The 20814-nt window shown below is 68.8% G+C and carries 21 protein-coding genes and 2 tRNA genes; 10 read left to right on the top strand and 13 right to left on the bottom strand.

Annotation, left to right across the window (positions count from 1 at the left end):
• Positions 1 to 28: 28 nt before the first annotated feature.
• From ACGFXC_RS10360 to ACGFXC_RS10350, 3 genes are all read right to left on the bottom strand, one after another.
• A complete protein-coding gene (locus ACGFXC_RS10360; protein ID WP_393711431.1) occupies positions 29 to 949 on the bottom strand; it encodes a hypothetical protein in 921 nt (306 codons plus the stop codon).
• A gap of 110 nt (positions 950 to 1059) precedes the next feature.
• Entirely contained in the window at positions 1060 to 1218 is a 159-nt protein-coding gene (locus tag ACGFXC_RS10355) for a hypothetical protein (RefSeq protein ID WP_393711430.1), read from the bottom strand.
• 101 nt (positions 1219 to 1319) lie between these two features.
• Entirely contained in the window at positions 1320 to 1571 is a 252-nt protein-coding gene (locus tag ACGFXC_RS10350) for a hypothetical protein (RefSeq protein ID WP_393711428.1), read from the bottom strand.
• Positions 1572 to 1734: 163 nt separating this feature from the next.
• On the opposite strand from ACGFXC_RS10350, the gene ACGFXC_RS10345 reads away from it, so the two are divergent.
• Together ACGFXC_RS10345 and ACGFXC_RS10340 are read left to right on the top strand one after the other, a co-directional pair.
• A complete protein-coding gene (locus tag ACGFXC_RS10345) occupies positions 1735 to 2496 on the top strand; it encodes a multiprotein-bridging factor 1 family protein (protein ID WP_393711426.1) in 762 nt (253 codons plus the stop codon).
• Positions 2493 to 2822 (top strand): PCC domain-containing protein, encoded by a 330-nt coding sequence (locus ACGFXC_RS10340; RefSeq protein WP_393711424.1) that lies wholly within the window; start codon positions 2493 to 2495, stop codon positions 2820 to 2822. The genes ACGFXC_RS10345 and ACGFXC_RS10340 overlap by 4 nt, the downstream gene beginning before the upstream one ends.
• A gap of 72 nt (positions 2823 to 2894) precedes the next feature.
• Here ACGFXC_RS10340 and ACGFXC_RS10335 read toward each other — a convergent pair whose 3' ends face one another.
• The 3 genes from ACGFXC_RS10335 to ACGFXC_RS10325 all read right to left on the bottom strand — a co-directional run bounded on the left by ACGFXC_RS10335 (position 2895) and on the right by ACGFXC_RS10325 (position 4961).
• Positions 2895 to 3341: a hypothetical protein gene (locus tag ACGFXC_RS10335; RefSeq protein ID WP_393711423.1), complete on the bottom strand. Its 447-nt coding sequence runs from the start codon at positions 3339 to 3341 to the stop codon at positions 2895 to 2897.
• Between the two features lie 18 nt (positions 3342 to 3359).
• A complete protein-coding gene (locus ACGFXC_RS10330; RefSeq protein WP_393711421.1) occupies positions 3360 to 3878 on the bottom strand; it encodes a hypothetical protein in 519 nt (172 codons plus the stop codon).
• A 72-nt stretch (positions 3879 to 3950) separates the two neighbouring features.
• Positions 3951 to 4961 (bottom strand): hypothetical protein, encoded by a 1011-nt coding sequence (locus ACGFXC_RS10325; protein WP_393711419.1) that lies wholly within the window; start codon positions 4959 to 4961, stop codon positions 3951 to 3953.
• Between the two features lie 234 nt (positions 4962 to 5195).
• Here ACGFXC_RS10325 and ACGFXC_RS10320 point away from each other — a divergent pair, with 234 nt between their 5' ends.
• Positions 5196 to 5390, top strand: coding sequence for a hypothetical protein (locus ACGFXC_RS10320; RefSeq protein WP_393711417.1), 195 nt, complete (start codon positions 5196 to 5198; stop codon positions 5388 to 5390).
• Positions 5387 to 5779 carry a hypothetical protein gene (locus ACGFXC_RS10315; protein WP_393711415.1) on the top strand — a complete coding sequence of 131 codons (393 nt, stop codon included), beginning with the start codon at positions 5387 to 5389 and terminating at the stop codon, positions 5777 to 5779. The genes ACGFXC_RS10320 and ACGFXC_RS10315 overlap by 4 nt, the downstream gene beginning before the upstream one ends.
• A 47-nt stretch (positions 5780 to 5826) precedes the next feature.
• On the opposite strand, the gene ACGFXC_RS10310 is transcribed toward ACGFXC_RS10315, so the two are convergent.
• From ACGFXC_RS10310 to ACGFXC_RS10295, 4 genes are all read right to left on the bottom strand, one after another.
• Complete coding sequence (locus tag ACGFXC_RS10310; protein WP_393711413.1) at positions 5827 to 8910, bottom strand: DUF3987 domain-containing protein; 3084 nt, start codon at positions 8908 to 8910, stop codon at positions 5827 to 5829.
• A gap of 155 nt (positions 8911 to 9065) precedes the next feature.
• A complete protein-coding gene (locus ACGFXC_RS10305) occupies positions 9066 to 9416 on the bottom strand; it encodes a helix-turn-helix domain-containing protein (protein ID WP_393711411.1) in 351 nt (116 codons plus the stop codon).
• 201 nt (positions 9417 to 9617) lie between these two features.
• Positions 9618 to 10874 (bottom strand): tyrosine-type recombinase/integrase, encoded by a 1257-nt coding sequence (locus tag ACGFXC_RS10300; RefSeq protein WP_393711409.1) that lies wholly within the window; start codon positions 10872 to 10874, stop codon positions 9618 to 9620.
• Between the two features lie 120 nt (positions 10875 to 10994).
• Positions 10995 to 11065, bottom strand: a tRNA-Gly gene (locus ACGFXC_RS10295).
• Between the two features lie 179 nt (positions 11066 to 11244).
• Here ACGFXC_RS10295 and ACGFXC_RS10290 point away from each other — a divergent pair.
• The 5 genes from ACGFXC_RS10290 to clpX all read left to right on the top strand — a co-directional run bounded on the left by ACGFXC_RS10290 (position 11245) and on the right by clpX (position 15968).
• Positions 11245 to 11321, top strand: a tRNA-Pro gene (locus ACGFXC_RS10290).
• Positions 11322 to 11485: 164 nt separating this feature from the next.
• Entirely contained in the window at positions 11486 to 12865 is a 1380-nt protein-coding gene (gene tig, locus ACGFXC_RS10285) for a trigger factor (protein WP_393711408.1), read from the top strand.
• A 286-nt stretch (positions 12866 to 13151) separates the two neighbouring features.
• Positions 13152 to 13769, top strand: coding sequence for an ATP-dependent Clp protease proteolytic subunit (locus ACGFXC_RS10280; RefSeq protein ID WP_030229632.1), 618 nt, complete (start codon positions 13152 to 13154; stop codon positions 13767 to 13769).
• Between the two features lie 77 nt (positions 13770 to 13846).
• Complete coding sequence (locus tag ACGFXC_RS10275) at positions 13847 to 14527, top strand: ATP-dependent Clp protease proteolytic subunit (protein ID WP_351816676.1); 681 nt, start codon at positions 13847 to 13849, stop codon at positions 14525 to 14527.
• Between the two features lie 154 nt (positions 14528 to 14681).
• Positions 14682 to 15968: an ATP-dependent Clp protease ATP-binding subunit ClpX gene (gene clpX, locus ACGFXC_RS10270; RefSeq protein ID WP_351816679.1), complete on the top strand. Its 1287-nt coding sequence runs from the start codon at positions 14682 to 14684 to the stop codon at positions 15966 to 15968.
• 70 nt (positions 15969 to 16038) lie between these two features.
• Here the strand turns inward: clpX and ACGFXC_RS10265 are convergent, their stop codons facing one another.
• Together ACGFXC_RS10265 and ACGFXC_RS10260 are read right to left on the bottom strand one after the other, a co-directional pair.
• Entirely contained in the window at positions 16039 to 17037 is a 999-nt protein-coding gene (locus ACGFXC_RS10265) for a hypothetical protein (RefSeq protein WP_393711406.1), read from the bottom strand.
• A gap of 193 nt (positions 17038 to 17230) precedes the next feature.
• On the bottom strand, positions 17231 to 17434 hold the full coding sequence (locus ACGFXC_RS10260) for a hypothetical protein (RefSeq protein ID WP_393711404.1): 204 nt from the start codon (positions 17432 to 17434) through the stop codon (positions 17231 to 17233).
• A 96-nt stretch (positions 17435 to 17530) separates the two neighbouring features.
• Here ACGFXC_RS10260 and ACGFXC_RS10255 point away from each other — a divergent pair, with 96 nt between their 5' ends.
• Positions 17531 to 20152 (top strand): valine--tRNA ligase, encoded by a 2622-nt coding sequence (locus ACGFXC_RS10255; RefSeq protein WP_393711402.1) that lies wholly within the window; start codon positions 17531 to 17533, stop codon positions 20150 to 20152.
• A 61-nt stretch (positions 20153 to 20213) separates the two neighbouring features.
• Here ACGFXC_RS10255 and ACGFXC_RS10250 read toward each other — a convergent pair whose 3' ends face one another.
• The gene (locus tag ACGFXC_RS10250; protein ID WP_393711400.1) at positions 20214 to 20804 is read right to left on the bottom strand and encodes a vitamin K epoxide reductase family protein; all 591 of its coding nucleotides are present in this window, start codon (positions 20802 to 20804) and stop codon (positions 20214 to 20216) included.
• Positions 20805 to 20814 lie beyond the last annotated feature (10 nt).

The raw sequence follows: 20814 nt of genomic DNA, 5'->3' as shown, positions 1-20814 counted from the left end.
CCCCTCCGAAGGTCGTGGTGGATGAGTTCTACAGCTGGTCGGTCTGGTGGCGCAGGCCGGTCAGCAGTTCCCGGCCGTGGTCGGTGAAGTGCTCACCCAGGAGTTCGAGCTGGTCCATCAGATAGCGGACGGCCGGCAGGCCCTCGTCGTACGCCGCCTGGAAGCTGGCGCGCTCGTGGGGGGTCAGGTCGTCGCGGTCGAGTTCGGTCCGGCGGAACCGCAGTAGCTGGTTGTAGACGCACGTCGCGTGGAAGGCCCGGTCGACCTCCCAGAACTGGTTCCGGGCCTCGCCCTGCGTCGCGCGCCAGGCGATCTCGATCTTCGGGGAGGTCTTGGAGTCGTAGCCGTCGGCGAAGACCTGGCGCTGGAGGACGTGGAAGCTGACCGACTGGTGCACGCCCTCATGCAGGATGTTCTCCGCGAGGAACAGGTGGGACGGCTCCGGGCTGACGGTGTTGGGCGGGATGTGGTGCTGCGCCTTCTCGGAGAACACGATCACGTAGGGGAGTGCCGGGTCGCTGGAGCTGGTCAGCGAGGAGGTGCGGACGCCCGGCTTGAGACCCACCCACAGGAAGCCTCGGACGAACTCGCGGACGCGGGCGAAGCCTTCGGGGTGGACGGTCGCCAGGCGCTCCAGGGCCTGGGTGAGGGCCGCGCGGCGCCCGGCGGTGTGCTCGATGATCTCGTAGTTGCTCAGGTTGATCTCGTCGGCGATCTCCCCGGGGAGGTCGGCGTCGAACCAGTCGAAGGCGGTACCGGCGACATGGACGATGTCGCTGCCGAGGGTGCGGGCGTGCTCCGCGTAGGGGACGCCGGACTTCGTGAGGCGCTCCATCAGGGCGAACGGCAGGGCCCATTCGGCGCCGTCCTCGCGCAGACGGATCAGCGCGGGGTCATGGCGGCCGAGGTCGAAGAAGGAACCGGGCTCTACGGTGGCGGTGATCTGCACGGCGGACTCTCCTTGTTCGGGGTGCGGAAATGGTGGCGGGCCGGCCCGGCTGTGTGCTCCGAGTCGGCCCGCCATGCCGTCAGTCAGGCGGCATCAGGTTCGAGCTGGGGTCAGACCGCGGGGATCTGCGGCTCGAACACCCCGTCCGGGACGGAGTGGTCCAGACGCCGGGTCAGGGACTCGACGGCCACATCCGGCTCGAACACGCCGTCCGGGACCGAGTGGTCCAGCCGGCGGGTCAGGCTGTTGACCTGGGTTTCGTTGATCATGGGAGATCCTCCCTTTCACGAAAGGTCAGCCCGCACCGCTGCGGTGCGGGGTCGTGCCCCACCGGGGCCGTGGGTCTCTCGGTCTCGGTGGGAGTTGTTGGTCACCGGGCACCCGCGGGCATGTCCGGTGCGAGGGGACGGACCGGCTGGAGTTCGCGTGGGCTGGCAGTCCACTCCTTGCCGGAGCTGTCGAGCGGTCTCATGTGCGCGACGGTCTTGATGACGCGTCCGGTCTGCTTGCTGCGGTACTCCAGGACCATGCCGACCGTCCCCCGCTGGCCCGTCGCCGTGCGGGCCACCTCGCGGCCGAGCAGCCGGTGATTTGCAACCTCCCGGACGAAGTGGTCGACCATCACGCGCTCCTCTCCGAGGGGTGCAGCAGGGCCGCGGTTGCGACGTAGGGGTGAGGACCACGACCCCGCTGCCGGACATCCGCCCGGAGGGGGACGGAGTAGTTCCATACTCTCCGTGCCGAGGGGGTCACGCGGGGGCATCCAGGGGGGCATGATGTCCCCCATGCCGATCGGCGCGTTGATCCACGACATGCGGAAGGCGAAGCAGTGGACCCAGGTCCGGCTCGCCGAGAAATTAGGTGAATCCGCAGGTAGAGCTGATGGTTCGCCCAGTGCGGACATGGTGAAGCGGTGGGAGCGGGAGAAGGTGATCCCCGGCCCGTTCTGGCTGTCCCACCTCGCGAAAGTGTTCGCGATCCCCCTCGCCCAGCTCGAAGCCGAAGCTAGGCTCAGTGACGTGAAGAGACGCTCCTTCCTGACGCTGGGCACGCTGGTGGCCGCACACGGGACGCTCGCGGGCGAGCTGGTCTCCAGCGTGGCCATGCGCGATCCGGGGCCGCTGATGGCCGTACAGACCACGCACGGCACGGACATCGTCATCGCGTCGTGGACCGACAAGGCGTCCACCATGAACCTGCGCCGGTGGATGCGTGATGGCGAAGCCCCGATCCTTCGGGTGAACGCGGCCGGCATCCTGGCCAAGCAGCCCGGCCAGGACCAGGCCTTCGAAATCGCCCGCGTCCTGGAACACGACGCCGACGTCCGCACGCTCTACATGACGGCGGTGACCTCGCGGGTGTGCGCACTCGACTGGACCACCGCCGGCCGGGTCGTCAGCACCCCCTCCGCCTACGCCCAGCAGGCACACTTCCTCGCCTCGCGCTTCTCCGCCGAAGCGCTCAATCCCAGGGACGCTGGTGCCCGTTGGTGCTCATCCGTCATGCTGCGGGAGTTGTCCCCCTTGATCGGATGGAGCCAGGCGTGATCGTTTTCGAGGTGCTGAACGAAGAGCTGATGGAGTCGGTCAACCGGCAGGCCGCCGAGGCCGGTATCGAGAACGCCGCGATCGTGTCGCTGATCGGGGCCGCGGACGCCTTCACCGTCTCCACCATGCCCAAGGGCGACGCCCTCGCCGACACGATCACCGAGTACAAGCAGCCCGGCGAGATGACCGGCACCGGCGAGATCAAGAACGGCTTCGCCCACATCCACGCCGTGATGGGCATCGAAGGCGACCAGGGCGTCACCGGCCACCTCCACGCCGCGCACATCGGCACGCACTTCGCCCGCGTCTACCTCCTGCCCGTCTGACCCCGGACACGACGAAGCCCCCGACCAGCATCACGCCGGCCGGGGGCTTTCGTCATGCCCGGAGGACCGATGTCAGATATCGGTCCTCCGGGTCATGCCGTTGATCTCCATCTCGCCCCAGTTCCAACGGTCCACGACGCACACGTGGTCGGCGATCTCCGAGTCGTGGCAGTGGTCGACGCAGGCACGGCAGAACGGGGTCTCGGCGGACCGGCGGGCCGAGTCCAGGAACTTCCCGTCGTCCTCGAACGGGGTGGCGCACTTCGCGCAGACGGCCGTACCGGCCTTCGCCTCGCGGACGGACTGGCGAAGAGCCTTGGCGGCCCGCTCCAGGCGTCCGGCCAGCTCGTCGGCGCCGGCGGTCAGCTCCGGGTCGGCGTCGCCTTCGTAGGCCCATGAGCCGGGTTCGCCGCTGGTGTGGTGCAGTAGGTCCCGCATCTCGGCGAGCGCGGCCAGGGCGGCCTCGGCGATGCCATCGCGGCCGGGAGTGGTGTAGGGCCTGGTCTGGGTGTCGGTCATGTGGTGGTCTCCTTCGGGTCAGTTGAGTCGGGTGATCACGGCGCCGGTGCGGATGCAGCTGGAGCAGGCGTGGCCCCAGACGGGGTGGTTCTCACCGCGCCGGCCACCGCCGCAGACGGGGCACGTCCCCCCGTCCCCCGGCTCGGGCCACAGCTGCCCTTCTCCGGTGCGTGCGAGGTGCGCGAGGCGGCGGAGCCGTCCAGCTGGCGCGCCCGCTCCCCCGCCGGCCACCACGTGGCCTTCGTTGCGGAAGCCGGACGCCCGCTGGATCAGCCCGCGGCGGCGGAGTTCGGCGACGGTCTTGGAGATGGTGGTACGGGAGACCCCGTAGACGTCCTGGAGGTCGGCGTAGGCGGGGTAGTCGGCGCCGGGGCGGGCGTGGCGGATGCGCTGGGCTTCCCGGTCGGCGAGCTTGAGCCAGAGCGGGGAGTCGACCGCGGAGTCCACGTAAGTCTGCGCGTGGTCCACGGTGAAGTCCGCGCCGGTGCGGGGGAGGGGGAAGGCGCCGGCCTGGGGTGCGATCGTCTGCTGTGCCATGCTGATGTCACCTTTCTTGCTGGAGAGGTACAGGCGGGGCCGGTGGTCGATACCGGCCCCGTCGTCGTGTGGTCAGTCGCCGGTCGTGGCCAGCGGGTTCGCGGAGATCCGCTCGTACACCGCCTTGATGCGCTCATCCGACCCGGTCCAGCCGGCGTCCTTCATGGCCTGGCGGAAGCGGTTCAGCGACCGGGGCGGACCCATTTCGCGGAACACTTCCACGCCACCTGTGAGCAGTTCCGCGTCGGTGTACTTCGGGGGGCGGCCCGACCGGGTGGTGGCGTCCTCCTCGGCGTCGCCGGCGTCCTCGCCCTCGGCCTGGTGCGGAAGTACCGGGTCGGGTGCTGCGGAAGGGTCGGGCTGGAGGGACAGCAGCCGGCGGTTCTCCTCGCGCAGCTCCTCCAGCTCGCCTTCCATGCGCGACATGTCGGCGACGCGCTGCTGGAACGCGAGGCCCCGCTGGTCGTAGTCCTCGGCGAGTTCCGCGTATTCGGTCCGGAGTTCCGCGTAATTCGCCTCCAGGGTCGCCACCACGTCGTTCTTCGCGGCCTCGGCGGCGGCGGCCTCGCGCCGCTCCAGGGCGTCCTCGTCGGCAATGTCCTTGCCCTTGTGCATGATCAGCGCCACCAGCGCCCACCCTCCGCCGCACAGCACCGCGGACAGCACCATGGCGGTGATCAGCTGCTTCTCGTTGCCGGAGGCCCCGTCGCGGGCGTGGTTGTAGATGTGGGCGGCGATCTCGGCGCCGTAGCCGAGGACCATCGCGGTAATGGCCCCGGTGGCGATCTGCCACTTTCGCAGCACCGCGTTCATCAGCAGCGCAGATTCGCCGGCCAGGACCGCCAGCTGCACCACGACGGGGACCGCCCACGCCGCCGACCCGGTCAGGCCGGACGCCTCCAAGTAGCCGTTCATGGCCTTGATCTGCTCGACCGCCAACCACAGCGACCCGGCCGCGAAGGCGGCGACGACGAACGGCATCAGCGCGTGGAACACCACCACGGTCATCCGCCGGGTCTGCCCGGCGACCAGGGACGTGACGTCCCGGTCGGTGTCGATGTACTTCTTCCGATCCACTTCCACTTGCCTCTCTGCTGGAGATGGGGACTTCCGCACAGCCCTTCCGACTCGCCCCCGCTGACCATGGTCCGTCGCACGCCCGTTCACGTTTGAGAGCAAGCAAGGGGACACATCGGGAGGGGAGTTGAGCGGAAGTTCAGCGGAACGGTTCCGCGTAACTCATAGAACCAGGTTGAACCTTGCGAATCAACAGGTTCGGTTGAAGCAGGATTTAGGGTTGACCCTTACGATCCAGTCATGACGCGCAAAGAGATGAACTCCAACGACATACGAGTCCACTGGGCCGAAGTCATCGACGGCGTACGTGTGGCCGGCGACCACGTGGTGGTCCAGCGGTTCAAGAAGAACGTCGCCGTCGTGGTCCCGCAGGACTGGTACGAGCGCGCCGTGGCCGCCCTCGCGGACGGCGCCGAGGAGGATGACCCGGAATGAAGCTCGATCACACCGAAGGCCGGCTGAGGCGGTTCGGAACGGAGCACTGCCCGTGCTGCTCCGTCGGGGAGGTCCCAGGTACCGCCCGGTACTGGAAGAACCGTGCGCTGGCCACGCTCCTCGGGGGGCCGCGGGCATCCGAGGACTGGCCGGCGGACTGGGTGGACCACCCGTACAGGGCCCGGACGGATACGAAGGACTGGGCCTACATCGCCGAGCCGTACAAGCTGACCACGGAGGCGATGGCCGATCTAGCCCGGCTCGAAGGCCAGGGGTACAAGGTCAACGTCAGCGCATGGAAGGCGTGGCACCACCCGGGGCACACCCTCGCGGTCGTGATCATCCCGCCCGACTCGGGGCGGAGCGTGCTCCACCACACGCGGATCTGACCCCCTCCTGAAGCCCCCGGCCCAGCTACTGCCGGGGGCTTCCACGACTAGAAGATCGGGTCCATCTGATCGGCCCGCTGTAGGGTCTCCGCGTGGGCTGCCTGCTGGGCAGCGACGGCGTCGCGTTCTCGCATCTCCGCGTACCTGCGGCAGTCGGCGCACACGGTCTCGGGGGGCAGGACCGAGTCGAGCATCCCGCACAATGTGCACGCCGTGCCGAAGGTCGCTGTGCTCTCGGTGGGGGCGCTCTCGAAGCCCCAGGACTCGTCCAGCTTGCCCTCGGGGTCGGGGTCGCTCGCGGCTGCAAGCTTCTCCAGCTCCTCGAAGGTGGACCCGCCGGCGGGGGAGTCGGTGACCAGGCCGCCGTCGTCCGGCGGGGTCGCGACCCACGGGTGCGGGCGGAAGGCCAGGGACCGGCCCGCGACCAGGGGTGCGCCGTTCAGCGGCTGCACCTCCAGCACCCAGCCGAGGGTTTCCAGCACCCGGAACGCTTCCTCCACGACCGCGATGCCGCCTTCCTTGACCCACCGCTGACGCTTCATCGACTGCTGCGCGTCTCGCAGCCTGAAGGACTTGTCGGCGTGTCCCTTCGCGGCTCGGGACGTCATCCAGTTCAGGCAGGCCGTAGGGCCCGTCAGCGACCCGCGCTCGCCCTCGCGCAGCAGGTCGAACATCGCGCGCGCGTGGGAGATGAAGGACGGCGTCATCGCGATGGCGCGGTGTACGTAGCCCACGGTGAGGACCCGTGCGTCCGGGTCCTCGTAGGCCATCAGGGTGTCGGCGAGGCGGACGACCTGGCCGTGCAGCTTGCCCACCCAGGAACTCAGGTCGGCCAGGTCCATGCCCTCCTTGCAGCGCATCTTCAAGCTCATCTCGAAGGCACGGATGGCACGGTACGCCTCGCGGTCGGGGCGGACCTCGATCGGCTGGGGGTTGTTCCACACGTGGGCCAGCAGGCTGGTCATGCGGCGGTTGTACTCGTCCTTCACCTCGGTGGGTACCGCGGCTGGGAACATGCTGTGGGTGGCCCGCGGGAGGGAGAACTGGGGAAGGAAGCGCTGGAAGAGGCCGACGTCGCGCATGCCGCCCTTCTTAGCCAGACGGCCGGCCAGGGCATCGGGCTGCAGCAGCAGACCCATGTTCACCACGCAGCGGTCCATGCTCAGGTTCTCGCGCCCGAGGCGGCGAACCTCGTAGGGGGCGCCGCTGTATCCGGCGAGCAGGAAGCCGACGTTGGCGCCGCCGCCCTTGCTGTAGGCGCCGGCTGCGATGTCGATCAGCGTGGCCTCGGTCGCGAGCAGACCCATCCGGCCGCCCTGCTTGGCCGCCTCGACCGCCGCCGTCTCGATTGTGATGTCGCCGCCGAACATGGCGGGGTCGGTAATCAGTGGTTCCGGCGGCAGCTCGCCCAGCCGGACCCGCAGGCCGTCCAGTTCCGCCTGCAGCTCGATCGTGTCCTTACCGGCGGCGAAGGCCTCGGCGATCTTCCCCGCCAGCTCCACACACTTGTTCTGCATGACCTCGACCAGGCCGCCGTTCTCCGCCTCCCACGTGGCGTGCTTGTCCTTGCAGCCCTTGCGGTACTTGTCGAGCGGCGACCACAGCAGCTTGATCACGGGGTCTTTGCGGACGGACGGGTCGCCGATGCCCATGCCCCACAGGACGGTCTGCTCGTACCAGTCGCCGTGGACGTGGACGACGCGCTGCCCGCCGAGAGACATGGCGACGTTGGCGAGCGCGGTGATGGCTGCCAGCTCCGGCGAGGTCTGCGTCTCCTCGGCCGTCGCGACGACCATGTCCTGGAGGTCACCCAGCGTGTCCACCGGGAAGGGAATCAGGTCGGCTGTCTCCAGGGGGAGCGGTCGGTCCCAGATGATGTGCTGCTGGGCCGTTCGGGTGCCCTCGGACCCCGAATCGTCCGCATCGTGAGACTGACCCCCTCCATTGGGGACCTTGGGGACCACTGGGGACCATGTGGGGACCTTTTCAGCGTGTTCAGGGCCCAACGTGCTGACCTGCGATTCTTCCTCGATCTGTCCCACATAGTGGGACGACACCCCCCCATTGGGGTCCTTGGGGACCACTTTCTGACTTGGGAGAGTGGGCGGCGGGTCCCGGAGGACGTTGTCCTCGCCGACCCACAGGTCCCGCTCGTCCGCGCGGAGCTGACGCTCCGCAATCGAAGCCCCCCAGTAGCGGCGCCAGACGTCGACGAGGGTCGACCACGCTTCCTGCCACGTGACCTTGCGCTTATCGGCCGGCTGCTCGCACTCCTGCCAGCGCGCCCGGTACAGCTGGCGGACCATCTCCTCGTCGATCGCGCAATCCAGGAAACGCTCACGGAGGTGGCCGGCGTAGGCGACCAGTGCGTCGTGCCGCGACCCGGCGGGGATGGCGCCTACGAACCGGGGGTCCACGTCGCCGGGTGCAAGCTGGGACATCCGCACCCTGGACACCGAGGGCGCCGAGGCCTTTGCCACCCGTCGCTGGTTGCGCAGGAAGTCGACCAGCTCGTCCGGCGCCAGCGCGATGGCTTCGAACTCGTCGATGAAGCTGTAGATCACGCCGGACTGGTGGACCGATCCCGGAGCGACCACGTAGCCACCCTCGCCCCGGATGTTGATGGCGTAGTCCTTCAGCTCCGACTCAGCGTTGGTGATGGCGGCGCCGGCGGGCTGCAGGAAGTAGTAGTGGAAGCCATCGGCGGTCTGGATCGTCAAGGTCTTCGGCATGGGGATGCCGATCTGATCGCACAGTCGCGCGAACTCGCCGTAGGCGTCCTCGTCCACGACGAAGATGCCCGAGCGCCCGCAGTCGACCGCCAGGTTCACCGTCGCGCCGGCGGTCCAGGTGACGACGTCCTGGGGGTCGTTGCTGGCCGCGTTCCTCCAGCTCGTGATCGGGTGCTTGCCGCGCTGCCCGTCGCACGGGGTCTTCCAGTGCGGGCTGGCGCACACGGCGAGGCCGGGGTGATCCAGCGGGTGCAGATACATCCCGCGCTTCACGAGCCAGAGACCCTGGGCCGTGGTGTCGTCGGGGAAGGCGCCCTCACGGGGTTCCGCCGGCGGAGTGGAGTTACTCCCCTCCTCGGCGTCGTCGTATTGAGCGTCGAAGTGTTCCTGTGGCACCATGCGGGTACCCCTTCTAAAAGGGCGCCGCTGAGTCAGCTTCGGTGAAAACGGATCAGCGGCGCGAAGGAGAAGAAGAACCGGTCACCCCGTCTCTTGGGGAGAACAGACGGCCGGTGACCGAGACCCCGGTGGATCAGACCGGGGTTTCGTGTTTTTCAGGCTGCGCCGGCCAGCAGCTGCGCCACCGCGGCCCGGGGGTAGAGGATCTTCGTCGCCAGCCGCTTCGCGGGAAGCTGGCCATCGGCCGTCGCCCGGTAGACCGTGGGCGCGCTGACCCCCAGCAGGGCCGCCAACTGCTTCGCGTTGTAGGCACCCCGCAGCTCCTCCACGGCCGCGGTCATCACGCGCGCCCGCTTGCCGATCATGACCGAGGGCAGCTGACCGGAGTCGACGGCCCGGCGAATCGTTCCGTCGTCGAGCCCGAGGGCCAGGGCGGCCTGACGCAGGGACATGGTCACGGAAGGTCCCCCGTCGCCCGTCAGACCGCTGATATCGCTGCAGTTCACCTTGACAACTCCCTTTACGTCGGGATGGGGATTGAAAGTCCTACTAATGCCGGGAATGTGACGTTCCGTATCAATCGTGAACCGTCAGATGCCAGATGTCTACAGCCTGTTATTCCTGCAGGTAGAGACGTGATCGGCGCAACGCATCTCAGGCCATATGCCGCAAGGATTTCCCTTGACTGAGAGTTCACCGGTCTTTTCTCAAGACAACCCGCGCGGGCTAATGGGGCAACTCGGGCTGAGCCACACCGCGCGACGGGCCGTCAGATCGATCACGGTCCCGGGGCGCTGGGACTCCATCCGGCCGGCGACGTCGCGGTCCTCCTGGCTGGAGTGCGACTGGTAGATCAGCGCGGCCCGCGTCGTCTTGTGCCCCATGCGGTGCATGATCTGCCGGATCGAAGCCCCAGTCTCCGCACTGAACTTGGCCCCGGTGTGCCGCAGGTCGTAGAAGCGGAGGTCGGTCCGGCCGATGGTGCGGCGGGCCTTCGACCACATCGCGGAGCGGTACGAGCGGGAGGGCGGGACGTCGTTGGAGGTCGCGAAGATGATGGCCATCGGGTCTTCGGGTACGAACTCCGCGAGGTGCTCTTCCATCAGCTCGCCGAACCAGCGCGGCATGTGCACCGTCCGCAGCGACGCGTCGTTCTTTGCCAACGGCTTGATCCGCACGGGCTGCCCCCTCAGCTCCTCCAGGACCTGGACGACGCGGAAGGCGCACTGCTCGCGGTCCCAGCCGTGGCGGGGGACGGCGAACAGCTCCTCGGGACGGAACGCGGACCAGGCCGCGGCCAGTGGGGAGAGGCGATACCGGGGCGGCATGGCCAGCGAGGCCTTCGCGACCTCGGCGGGGGTGGCCGGCGAGCGTCCCTTGTCCTTGACCGTCCCCGCGTTGCTGATGGTGCAGGGGCTGGTGAAGATGCGCTTCTGACGGACCGCCTGGTTCATGATCTGCCGCAGGACCCGGTAGGCGCCGGCCAGCTGGGTCGCGCCTGCGTCGGATGGTGCGGTCCGTCCGGTGCGCGTGTAGTAGTCGATGGCGGACTTGCGGGTCGCCACCTTCGCCGCCGCGTACCAGTTGTCGACGGCGACCACATTGACGGCGGACAGCCGCATCGCGCCGAGGTGAACGGCGGAGCGCGACTCGGGGTAAGGGGGAGAGACCCACTTCGTGTAGTCGTCGCGGTACCGCTCCAGCGTCCGGTCGGACACCGTGATCACGGGGAAGTAGTCGGTGGCCGCGAACGAGTCGAGCGTGACGCCCGCCAGGATGGGGTCGACCCAGATGCCGTCCGCAATGCGCGAGCGGACGCGGGCCAGGTACTCGTCCGCCTCGCGCTCGGTCTCGAAGGTGGTCGGACCGTTCAGCGAGACCCCGGTGACGGGGTGCGGGTAGCGGACGTGGAAACGTCCACTCTTCAGCTGCTTGATGGAGCCGAAGAGACGGCGCTTAGCCATGCAGATTCCTTGATCATCTTCGCGTAGTGGAACGTTGTGGAACGTCGCAGTCCCGGCGAAGGGATCAGGATCATCTTCTGTTGTGTCGTATGCCCAGGTCAGAGACCTGGGCCGACATAGAGCGGGCGACGGGAATCGAACCCGCGTAGCTAGTTTGGAAGACTAGGGCTCTACCATTGAGCTACACCCGCAGTACGCGCGCCGCAGGTCCGGGGACCGTGGCACGGACAGCATCCTAGCGGGTCGCGCGGGGGGAGCGCACACCCCTTTGCCGTCGTCGCCTCCGGGCCCGCGCCGCGCGCGCGTGCACCCGCCGGGAAAGCGGGCGCGTCGGAGGGTCTCCGGCCATGTACCCTACGTGTCGCACCGACGGGGTGTGGCGCAGCTTGGTAGCGCGTCCGCTTTGGGAGCGGAAGGTCGTCGGTTCGAATCCGGCCACCCCGACCACGAGTACCGCGTCCACGAAGATCGCGTTGTGGGCTGATTGCCGCTTGCGGTTACTATGCAAGCTGCGTGCCCGTGTGTCTGATGTACCGGGCCGAATCCGTCGAACCGCTGAATCGCAGCGATACGGCAGAACCCCCAGCAGTCAGCCACAAGGAGACCGAACCGTGAAGAGCGCCGTGGAGACCCTGAACCCGACTCGGGTTCGGCTCACTGTTGAGGTGCCCTTCGAGGAGCTCAAGGACAGCCTCGACGCGGCGTACAAGAAGATCAACCAGCAGGTCACGGTGAAGGGCTTCCGCAAGGGCAAGATCCCTGCCCGCGTCATCGACCAGCGCTTCGGCCGCGGTGCGGTGCTGGAGGAGGCCGTCAACGACGCCCTCCCGAAGTTCTACACCGAGGCGGTCAACGAGGCCGACCTGAACCCGCTGGGCCAGCCCGAGGTCGACATCAAGGAGCTGAAGGACGGCGAGCTGCTGTCCTTCACCGCCGAGGTGGACGTCCGTCCCGAGATCGAGATCCCGGACTACTCCGGCATCGAGGTCGAGGTCGACGCCATCGAGGTCTCCGACGAGGACGTCGAGAAGTCGGTCGAGCAGCTGCGCGGCCGCTTCGCCTCCACGAAGGACGTCGAGCGCGCCGCCCAGGACGGCGACGTCGTCACGATCGACCTGGAGGCCAAGGTCGACGGAGAGGTGCTGGAGGACGGTGTCGCCAGCGACGTCTCCTACACCATCGGCTCGGGCGAGCTGCTCGACGGCATCGACGAGGCCGTCACGGGCCTGGAGGCCGGTGGCGAGGCCACCTTCACCTCCCAGCTGAAGGGCGGCTCCGCCGAGGGCAAGGACGCCGAGGTCACCGTCAAGGTCACCAAGGTCTCCGCCCGCGAGCTGCCGGAGCTGGACGACGAGTTCGCCCAGATGGCGAGCGAGTTCGACAGCCTCGAGGAGCTCAAGGCGGACAGCCGCAAGCGCCTCGAGAACATGAAGCAGTACGACCAGGCCACCCAGGCCCAGGAGCGCGTCCTGGAGAAGTTCCTGGAGCTCGCGGAGATCCCGGTCCCCGAGAAGCTGCTCGCGGACGAGGTCCAGACCCGCAAGCACAACCTGGAGCACCACCAGCTCGGCCAGATGGGCCTCGACATCGAGAAGTTCCTCGAGATCCAGGGCAAGACGGTCGAGGAGTTCGACGCCGAGACCACCGAGCAGGCCGTCAAGGGCATCAAGACCCAGTTCCTGCTGGACGCCCTGGTCAACAAGGAGAAGCTGGGCGTCAACCAGGAGGAGCTCACCGAGCACCTCATGCGCCGCGCGCAGTCCTCGGGCATGTCCCCGGACCAGTTCGCCCAGGCCGTCGTCGAGGGTGGCCAGGTCCCGATGCTCGTCGGCGAGGTCGCCCGCGGCAAGGCCCTCGCGGTCGTCGTCGAGAAGGCCAAGGTCGTCGACACCAACGGTGAGGTCATCGACCTGTCCGACGAGGACGAGGACGAGACCGCGGCTCCGGCCGCCGCCGAGGCCGACGAGACCCCGGCCGACGAGGCCAAGTAACACCCCGGGCCCAGGCCCTGGAGCAGTGCCGTGAAGGGCCCGGACGCATCCGCGTCCGGGCCCTTTCCCGTGGCCCGGTGACCCTCCCCGCAGGGGGCGGTTACCTTGCGCTCCGAGCGAACAGTTCGGGAAGCGGGATGGCGTTGTCCTACCTGCGCGTTAGGGTCCATGAATACGAGGGCACGGGAGTACCCGAAGCCGGAGGGCATCGCCCCACCGGTAGGTCCGCGCCCCAGAACGAGACGCTGAGACGGCATGTGGCCGTCGGAGACGAGCAGGTGGATACGTGACGAATCTGAAGCCTTACGCCGCGGGTGAGCCGTCCATCGGTGGCGGCCTCGGCGACCATGTCTACAACCGGCTGCTCGGCGAGCGCATCATCTTCCTCGGCCAGCAGGTCGACGACGACATCGCGAACAAGATCACGGCGCAGCTCCTGCTCCTGGCCGCCGAGCCGGAGAAGGACATCTACCTGTACATCAACAGCCCCGGTGGTTCGGTGACGGCGGGCATGGCGGTCTACGACACCATGCAGTACATCCCGAACGACGTCGTCACCATCGGCATGGGCATGGCCGCCTCCATGGGCCAGTTCCTGCTCACCGGCGGCACGGCGGGCAAGCGCTTCTCCCTGCCGAACACCGACATCCTGATGCACCAGGGCTCCGCCGGCATCGGCGGCACCGCCTCGGACATCAAGATCCAGGCCCAGTACCTGCTGCGCACCAAGCAGCGCATGGCTGAGATCACCGCGCACCACTCGGGCCAGACCGTGGAGGCGATCATCCGCGACGGCGACCGCGACCGCTGGTTCACGGCCGAGGAGGCCAAGGCGTACGGCCTGATCGACGAGATCATCTCCGCCGCGTCCCTGGTCCCCGGCGGCGGCGGCACCGGGGCCTGATCCCGGCCCCGGCGCACGAAGTCCCGTACGCCCGCCCGCACGGCCCAGGCAACCTCAGCCCGCAGAACGCCACCAGGATGGTGAACACCCAGATGCAGAACAACTTCTCCGCGAGCTTCTCCGCGAGCGGCCTCTACTCCGGCCCGCAGGTGGACAACCGCTACGTCATCCCGCGCTTCGTCGAGCGCACCTCGCAGGGCGTGCGCGAGTACGACCCGTACGCGAAGCTCTTCGAGGAGCGCATCATCTTCCTCGGAGTGCAGATCGACGACGCCTCCGCCAACGACGTCATGGCGCAGCTGCTGTGCCTGGAGTCGATGGACCCGGACCGCGACATCTCGATCTACATCAACAGCCCCGGCGGCTCCTTCACCGCGCTGACGGCGATCTACGACACGATGCAGTTCGTCAAGCCGGACGTCTCGACGGTCTGCATGGGCCAGGCGGCCTCCGCCGCCGCGGTCCTGCTCGCCGCCGGCACCCCCGGCAAGCGCCTGGCGCTGCCGAACGCCCGCGTGCTGATCCACCAGCCCTCGGGCGGTACCGGCCGCGAGCAGCTCTCCGACCTGGAGATCGCGGCCAACGAGATCCTGCGCATGCGCGACCAGCTGGAGAGCATGCTGGCCAAGCACTCGACGACGCCGATCGACAAGATCCGCGAGGACATCGAGCGCGACAAGATCCTCACGGCCGAGGACGCGCTGGCATACGGCCTGATCGACCAGGTCGTCTCCACCCGCAAGATGAACGCGGCCTGATCCTTGCCGGCAGTTGGCGTGGACACTTCGCCGGATTCGGCGATGTGAACCACGTCAAGGGGGCCCCGCTCGGGGCCCCCGGCAAGGTACCGTCGGATATGAGGCACCAGGAGTCGCTGAACCAAGCGTCTCCCAGGCGAAGGGGAAGCACCTCGTGGCACGCATCGGTGACGGCGGCGACCTGCTCAAGTGCTCGTTCTGCGGAAAGAGCCAGAAGCAGGTGAAGAAGCTCATCGCAGGACCCGGTGTGTACATCTGCGACGAGTGCATCGACCTCTGCAACGAGATCATCGAAGAGGAGCTCGCGGAGACCTCCGAGGTCCGGTGGGAGGAACTCCCCAAGCCCCGTGAGATCTACGAGTTCCTGGAGAGCTACGTCGTCGGCCAGGAGCCGGCGAAGAAGGCGCTCTCGGTAGCGGTCTACAACCACTACAAGCGCGTCCAGGCCGGCGAGAACGGCGGCGCGCAGGGTCGGGACGACGCGATCGAACTCGCGAAGTCCAACATCCTGCTGCTGGGGCCCACGGGCTCCGGCAAGACCCTCCTGGCGCAGACCCTCGCGCGCATGCTGAACGTCCCGTTCGCCATCGCCGACGCGACGGCGCTGACGGAGGCGGGCTACGTCGGCGAGGACGTCGAGAACATCCTGCTGAAGCTGATCCAGGCCGCTGACTACGACGTCAAGAAGGCCGAGACCGGGATCATCTACATCGACGAGATCGACAAGGTCGCCCGCAAGAGCGAGAACCCGTCGATCACGCGCGACGTTTCGGGCGAGGGCGTCCAGCAGGCCCTCCTGAAGATCCTGGAAGGCACGACGGCCTCGGTGCCGCCGCAGGGCGGGCGCAAGCACCCGCACCAGGAGTTCATCCAGATCGACACGACGAACGTGCTCTTCATCGTGGGCGGCGCGTTCGCCGGCCTGGAGAAGATCATCGAGTCGCGGGCCGGAGCCAAGGGCATCGGCTTCGCGGCGACGATCCGGTCGAAGCGGGAGATCGAGGAGAGCAACCAGTTCCAGGAGGTCATGCCGGAGGACCTGGTGAAGTTCGGGATGATCCCCGAGTTCATCGGCCGGCTGCCCGTCCTGACCTCGGTGCACAACCTCGACCGCGAGGCACTGCTGCAGATCCTCATCGAGCCGCGCAACGCGCTGGTGAAGCAGTACCAGCGGCTGTTCGAACTCGACGGCGTCGAGCTGGACTTCGAGCGCGAGGCGCTCGAAGCCATCGCGGACCAGGCGATCCTGCGCCAGACCGGCGCGCGCGGCCTGCGCGCCATCATGGAAGAGGTCCTGATGTCGGTGATGTACGAGGTCCCGTCCCGCAAGGACGTGGCCCGCGTGGTCATCACCCCGGACGTGGTCCGCTCCAACGTCAACCCGACGCTGGTGCCCCGCATCGTCCCGAAGGACCAGGGCCCGCACGAGAAGTCGGCGTAGCGGTACGCGATACGCGAGAGAAGGGGCGCCCCCGCCGGGGGCGCCCCTTCTGCGTGGTGCCGCTGCCGGATCAGGCCTTGGTGCGGGAGGTCGCGTAGAGCTTCGCGGCCAGCGCGGCCACCTCGTCGAGGGAGCCGCTGGGGCCGCCGAGGAGGATGGCCGCCGGGTCGAGGACGGTGATCCCGACCAGGGTCGAGTGGTCGCCCCAGGCGCAGGACGGGACCAGGATCTCCTTGGGCTCCTTGCCCGTGGTGGAGGGCTTGACGTTGACCAGCTTGACGTTGGCGCACTTCATGACGCCGCCCTTGAACCCGGCGGGGCTGAATTCCTTGGGCGTGCCGACCAGTTCGTACTTGAAGCCGAGCTTCTCGGTCTCGCCGTTGTTCTGGCCGATGCCCGCGTAGTAGGTGTCGACCGCCTTCGCCGGGTCGGCGACGTCTCCCCAGAGGCCGTTGGCGGAGAGCGCCTTGCTCTTCGGGTCCGTGCCGGCCTGGTACTTGGCGGTCGCGCTGTGGGCGTTCTGCACGCCGAGCGCCTCCGCCTTGGTCTTCTTGTCGCCCGTCAGCGGGGCGTCGGACGAAGGGGCCCCGGCGGTGTCGGGCTGCTTCTGGTAGGCGTCGACCGAGGCGGCGAAGGTGAGCTTGTAGCCCTTGGTGGCGTCGGAGACCGAGCCGCCCGAGCCGTCGCCCTTCAGGAAGTACCAGCCGCCGCCCGCGATGACCGCCACCGCCACGACGACGGCGATCACGACGCCCGCCTTCGACTTCTTCGGGGGCTGCTGCGCGGGCGGGCCGCCGTACGGGGGCTGCTGGGGCTGCTGGTAGCCGTACGCGGGCTGGGGCGGCTGCGGGGGCTGTGCGTAGCCGCCCTGCTGGGGGTAGCCGCCCTGCTGGGGGTAGCCGCCCTGCTGGGGGTAGGCCGGCGGGGGCGGCGGCGGGGCCTGCTGGGGGTAGCCGTAGCCCGGCTGGGGGGCGGGCTGGCCGTACGGGTTCGGGGGCGGGGGCTGCTGCCCGTAGGGACCCGGCTGCTGCGGCTGCTGCCCGTACGGTCCTGGCTGGTCGTAACTCATCCCGCGTCCCCCTGTGAGGTTTCTTATCCGTTCCTCACATCCTGGCGGAAGCCCGCCCCGGCCGGGGCGGCGGGGTCCCAGGCGTTACCGAACTACGACCCCGCCGCGACCTCCATGGCACCCCGCAGCTCCCGGGCGCGCTGCGCGAGCTCGGGCAGCGGGACGGGGCCGTTCTCGGCCGGGACGGTGACCGTCACCAGGGAACGACCGGCCCGCAGCGCATGGCGCCGCCCGTGGGAGTTCCGGCGTCCTGCTCGGTGATCTCCGCCTCCTCGACGCCCATCGACGTCAGGCCGGAGGTGACCGCGGCGCCCGGGTCCGCGTCGTCGAAGCGTCCGGCGGCGCCGCCGACCACCAGCCGGGCGGTCCCGTCCTGGTCGGCGTAGACGACGGACACGGGGATGAGACGGCGCCGGATCGGCCGAGGTCAACGAGAGCGGCCGCGGTGGTATTGATTCGTGACGGGGGCGGCGCCCCCCGTATCCTGTGCTCCGTGACCGAGAACACGCAGACACCCAGTGCCCCCACCTCCGAACTGCCGACCCAGTACGCGCCGGCCGAGGTAGAGGGGAAGCTCTACGAGCGCTGGGTGGAGCGTGGCTACTTCACGGCCGATCCGGCGAGCGAGAAGCCCGCGTACACCATCGTCATCCCGCCGCCGAACGTCACCGGCTCCCTGCACCTGGGCCACGCCTTCCAGCACACGCTCATGGACGCCCTGACCCGCCGCAAGCGGATGCAGGGCTACGAGTCGCTGTGGCTGCCCGGCATGGACCACGCCGGCATCGCCACCCAGAACAAGGTCGAGCAGCAGCTCGCCGAGGAGGGCAAGTCCCGCCACGACCTGGGCCGCGAGGAGTTCGTCGAGCGCGTCTGGCAGTGGAAGGAAGAGTACGGCGGCAAGATCCTCGGCCAGATGCGCCGCCTCGGCGACGGCGTCGACTGGTCGCGCGAGCGGTTCACCATGGACGAGGGGCTGTCCAAGGCCGTCCAGACGATCTTCAAGAAGCTCTTCGACGACGGGCTCATCTACCGCGCCGAGCGCATCATCAACTGGTGCCCGCGCTGTCTGACGGCCATCTCCGACATCGAGGTGGAATACCAGGAGGACGCGGGCGAGCTCGTCTCCATCACGTACGGGGAGGGCGAGGACACCCTCGTCGTCGCGACCACCCGCGCGGAGACGATGCTCGGTGACACGGCCATCGCCGTCCACCCCGACGACGAGCGCTACCGCCACCTGGTCGGCAAGCTCATCAAGCTGCCGCTCACCGACCGCTCCATCCCGGTCGTCGCCGACACGCACGTCGACCCCGAGTTCGGCACCGGCTGCGTCAAGGTGACCCCGGCGCACGACCCGAACGACTTCGCGATCGGGCAGCGCCACGGCCTGCCGAACATGACGGTCATGGACGAGCACGGCGTCATCACCGTCCACGGCCCCTTCCTCGGCCTGGACCGCTTCGAGGCGCGTTCCGCGATCGTCGGCGCCCTGCGCGAGCAGGGCCGCATCGTCGCCGAGAAGCGCCCGTACCTGCACTCCGTCGGGCACTGCTCGCGCTGCCGCACCACCGTCGAGCCCCGCCTGTCCCTCCAGTGGTGGGTCAAGGTCGACACCCTCGCCAAGGCCGCCGGTGACGCGGTCCGCGACGGCCGCGTCGCGATCCACCCGCAGGAGATGGAGAAGCGCTACTTCGACTGGGTCGACAACCTCAACGACTGGTGCATCTCGCGCCAGCTGTGGTGGGGCCACCGCATCCCCGTCTGGTACGGCCCGGACGGCGAGGTCCTGTGCGTCGGACCCGACGACGAGGCCCCCACGGGCGAGGGCTGGACCCAGGACACCGACGTCCTCGACACCTGGTTCTCCTCGGGCCTGTGGCCGTTCTCCACGCTCGGCTGGCCGGAGAAGACCCCGGACCTGGAGAAGTTCTACTCCACCGACGTCCTGGTCACCGGCCACGACATCATCTTCTTCTGGGTCGCCCGGATGATGATGTTCGGCCTCTACGCCATGGACGGCGAGCCGCCCTTCAAGACGATCGCCCTCACCGGCCTCGTCCGTGACGAGCGCGGCAAGAAGATGTCGAAGTCCTTCGGCAACGTCGTCGACCCGCTGGACTGGATGGACAAGTACGGCTCCGACGCCGTCCGCTTCACCCTGGCCAAGGGCGCCAACCCCGGCACCGACGTGCCGATCGGCGAGGACTGGGTCCAGGCCTCCCGGAACTTCGCCAACAAGATCTGGAACGCCACCCGCTTCGCGCTGATGAACGGCGCCACGATCGAGGGCGAGCTGCCCCCGGTCGAGAAGATGTCGGCGACCGACCGCTGGATCCTGTCCCGGCTGAACAAGACGGTCGCGCAGGTCGACGCGTACTACGAGGACTTCCAGTTCTCGAAGCTCAGCGAGGCCCTCTACCACTTCGCGTGGGACGAGGTCTTCGACTGGTACGTCGAGCTCTCGAAGACCACCTTCTTCGCGGGCGGCGAGGGCGCCGAGGTCTCCGGCCGGGTGCTCGGCGAGGTCCTGGACACCACGCTGCGCCTGCTGCACCCGGTGGTCCCCTTCGTCACCGAGACCCTGTGGACCACGCTGACCGGCGGCGAGTCCCTCGTCGTCGCCGCGTGGCCTAAGGACAGCGGCTTCCGCGACGAGGCCGCCGAGACGGAGATCGAGAACCTCCAGGCCGTCGTCACCGAGGTCCGCCGCTTCCGCGCCGACCAGGGGCTGCAGCCCGGCCAGAAGGTCCCGGCCCGCCTGGACCTGGCCGGTACCGCGCTCGCCGCGCACGAGGCCGCGATCCGCCAGCTGCTGCGGCTCCAGCCGGAGGGCGAGGAGTTCCACGCCACGGCGACCCTGCCGGTGGCCGGCGCCACCGTCGCGCTGGACCTGTCCGGCACCATCGACGTGGCCGCCGAGCGCAAGCGCCTGAGCAAGGACCTGGCGGCCGCCGAGAAGGAGAAGCAGCAGGCCGTGGCGAAGCTGGGGAACGAGGCCTTCCTGGCCAAGGCCCCCGACAACGTCGTGGACAAGATCAAGGGCCGGCTGGCCAAGGCCGAGACCGACATCGCGCGGATCCAGGCCCAGCTGGACGCGCTGCCCGCCGCGTAACCGCGTCGCCCGTACGGATGAGCCCCCCACCGCCGGCCGGCGGTGGGGGGCTCATCCGTGGTCACAGCAGCCGGGACCCGAAGCGCTCCAGGACCAGCACGGCCACCGCCGCGTACAGGGTGACCGGCACCAGCCAGTGGGGGAGGGCCCGCAGCGGGGAGCCGGGGCGGGACAGGTGGCGGGTGACGTACCAGAACAGCGGGATCATCACCGCCCAGACGGCCGCGCACCAGGGGCACAGGGCGCCGATGACGTACAGGCACTGACCGATCAGCCACACGGTGAAGGCGAAGCCCGCGGCCAGTCCCGCCCACAGCACCTGCCACAGCCGGCGCGGGAACGCCGCCCCGCACACCAGCGCCAGGCCGAGGGCCGCGAGCGCGCCGAAGCCGGCGAGGCCCAGCAGCATGTTGGGGAAGCCCAGCAGGTTGCCCTGCCAGGTGGTCATCACGTCGCCGCAGCTCAGCACCGCGTTGATGTTGCAGCCGGGGGAGAAGAGGGGGTCTTCCAGGCTGCGCAGGCGGTCGTGGGTGAGCACACCGGAGGCGAGGGCGCCGGTCAGGCCGCCGACGAGGAGGAGCAGTCCGGTGCGGCGGCCGCTCGCGGGGGCGGCGGGCCCGTCGCCCCCTGTCGCCGGCGTCTCGGTGGTCATTTCCCCGACG

Origin of the sequence: Streptomyces sp. NPDC048507, assembly GCF_043199995.1 — a bacterium.
Lineage (GTDB): Bacteria > Actinomycetota > Actinomycetes > Streptomycetales > Streptomycetaceae > Streptomyces.
The sequence above is the reverse complement of the archived record's forward strand: the minus strand, read 5'-3'. Positions and strand labels throughout refer to the sequence as shown.

Excerpts from the sequence above, each read along its gene's own strand:
- ACGFXC_RS10320 (WP_393711417.1), top strand. The coding sequence starts at position 5,196 with ATGACGCGCAAAGAGATGAACTCCAACGACATACGAGTCCACTGGGCC.
- ACGFXC_RS10310 (WP_393711413.1), bottom strand. The coding sequence starts at position 8,910 with ATGGTGCCACAGGAACACTTCGACGCTCAATACGACGACGCCGAGGAG.
- ACGFXC_RS10335 (WP_393711423.1), bottom strand. The coding sequence starts at position 3,341 with ATGACCGACACCCAGACCAGGCCCTACACCACTCCCGGCCGCGATGGC.
- ACGFXC_RS10275 (WP_351816676.1), top strand. The coding sequence starts at position 13,847 with ATGGTGAACACCCAGATGCAGAACAACTTCTCCGCGAGCTTCTCCGCG.
- ACGFXC_RS10315 (WP_393711415.1), top strand. The coding sequence starts at position 5,387 with ATGAAGCTCGATCACACCGAAGGCCGGCTGAGGCGGTTCGGAACGGAG.
- ACGFXC_RS10345 (WP_393711426.1), top strand. The coding sequence starts at position 1,735 with ATGCCGATCGGCGCGTTGATCCACGACATGCGGAAGGCGAAGCAGTGG.
- ACGFXC_RS10250 (WP_393711400.1), bottom strand. The coding sequence starts at position 20,804 with ATGACCACCGAGACGCCGGCGACAGGGGGCGACGGGCCCGCCGCCCCC.
- ACGFXC_RS10300 (WP_393711409.1), bottom strand. The coding sequence starts at position 10,874 with ATGGCTAAGCGCCGTCTCTTCGGCTCCATCAAGCAGCTGAAGAGTGGA.
- ACGFXC_RS10355 (WP_393711430.1), bottom strand. The coding sequence starts at position 1,218 with ATGATCAACGAAACCCAGGTCAACAGCCTGACCCGCCGGCTGGACCAC.
- ACGFXC_RS10350 (WP_393711428.1), bottom strand. The coding sequence starts at position 1,571 with ATGGTCGACCACTTCGTCCGGGAGGTTGCAAATCACCGGCTGCTCGGC.
- ACGFXC_RS10265 (WP_393711406.1), bottom strand. The coding sequence starts at position 17,037 with ATGAGTTACGACCAGCCAGGACCGTACGGGCAGCAGCCGCAGCAGCCG.
- ACGFXC_RS10330 (WP_393711421.1), bottom strand. The coding sequence starts at position 3,878 with ATGGCACAGCAGACGATCGCACCCCAGGCCGGCGCCTTCCCCCTCCCC.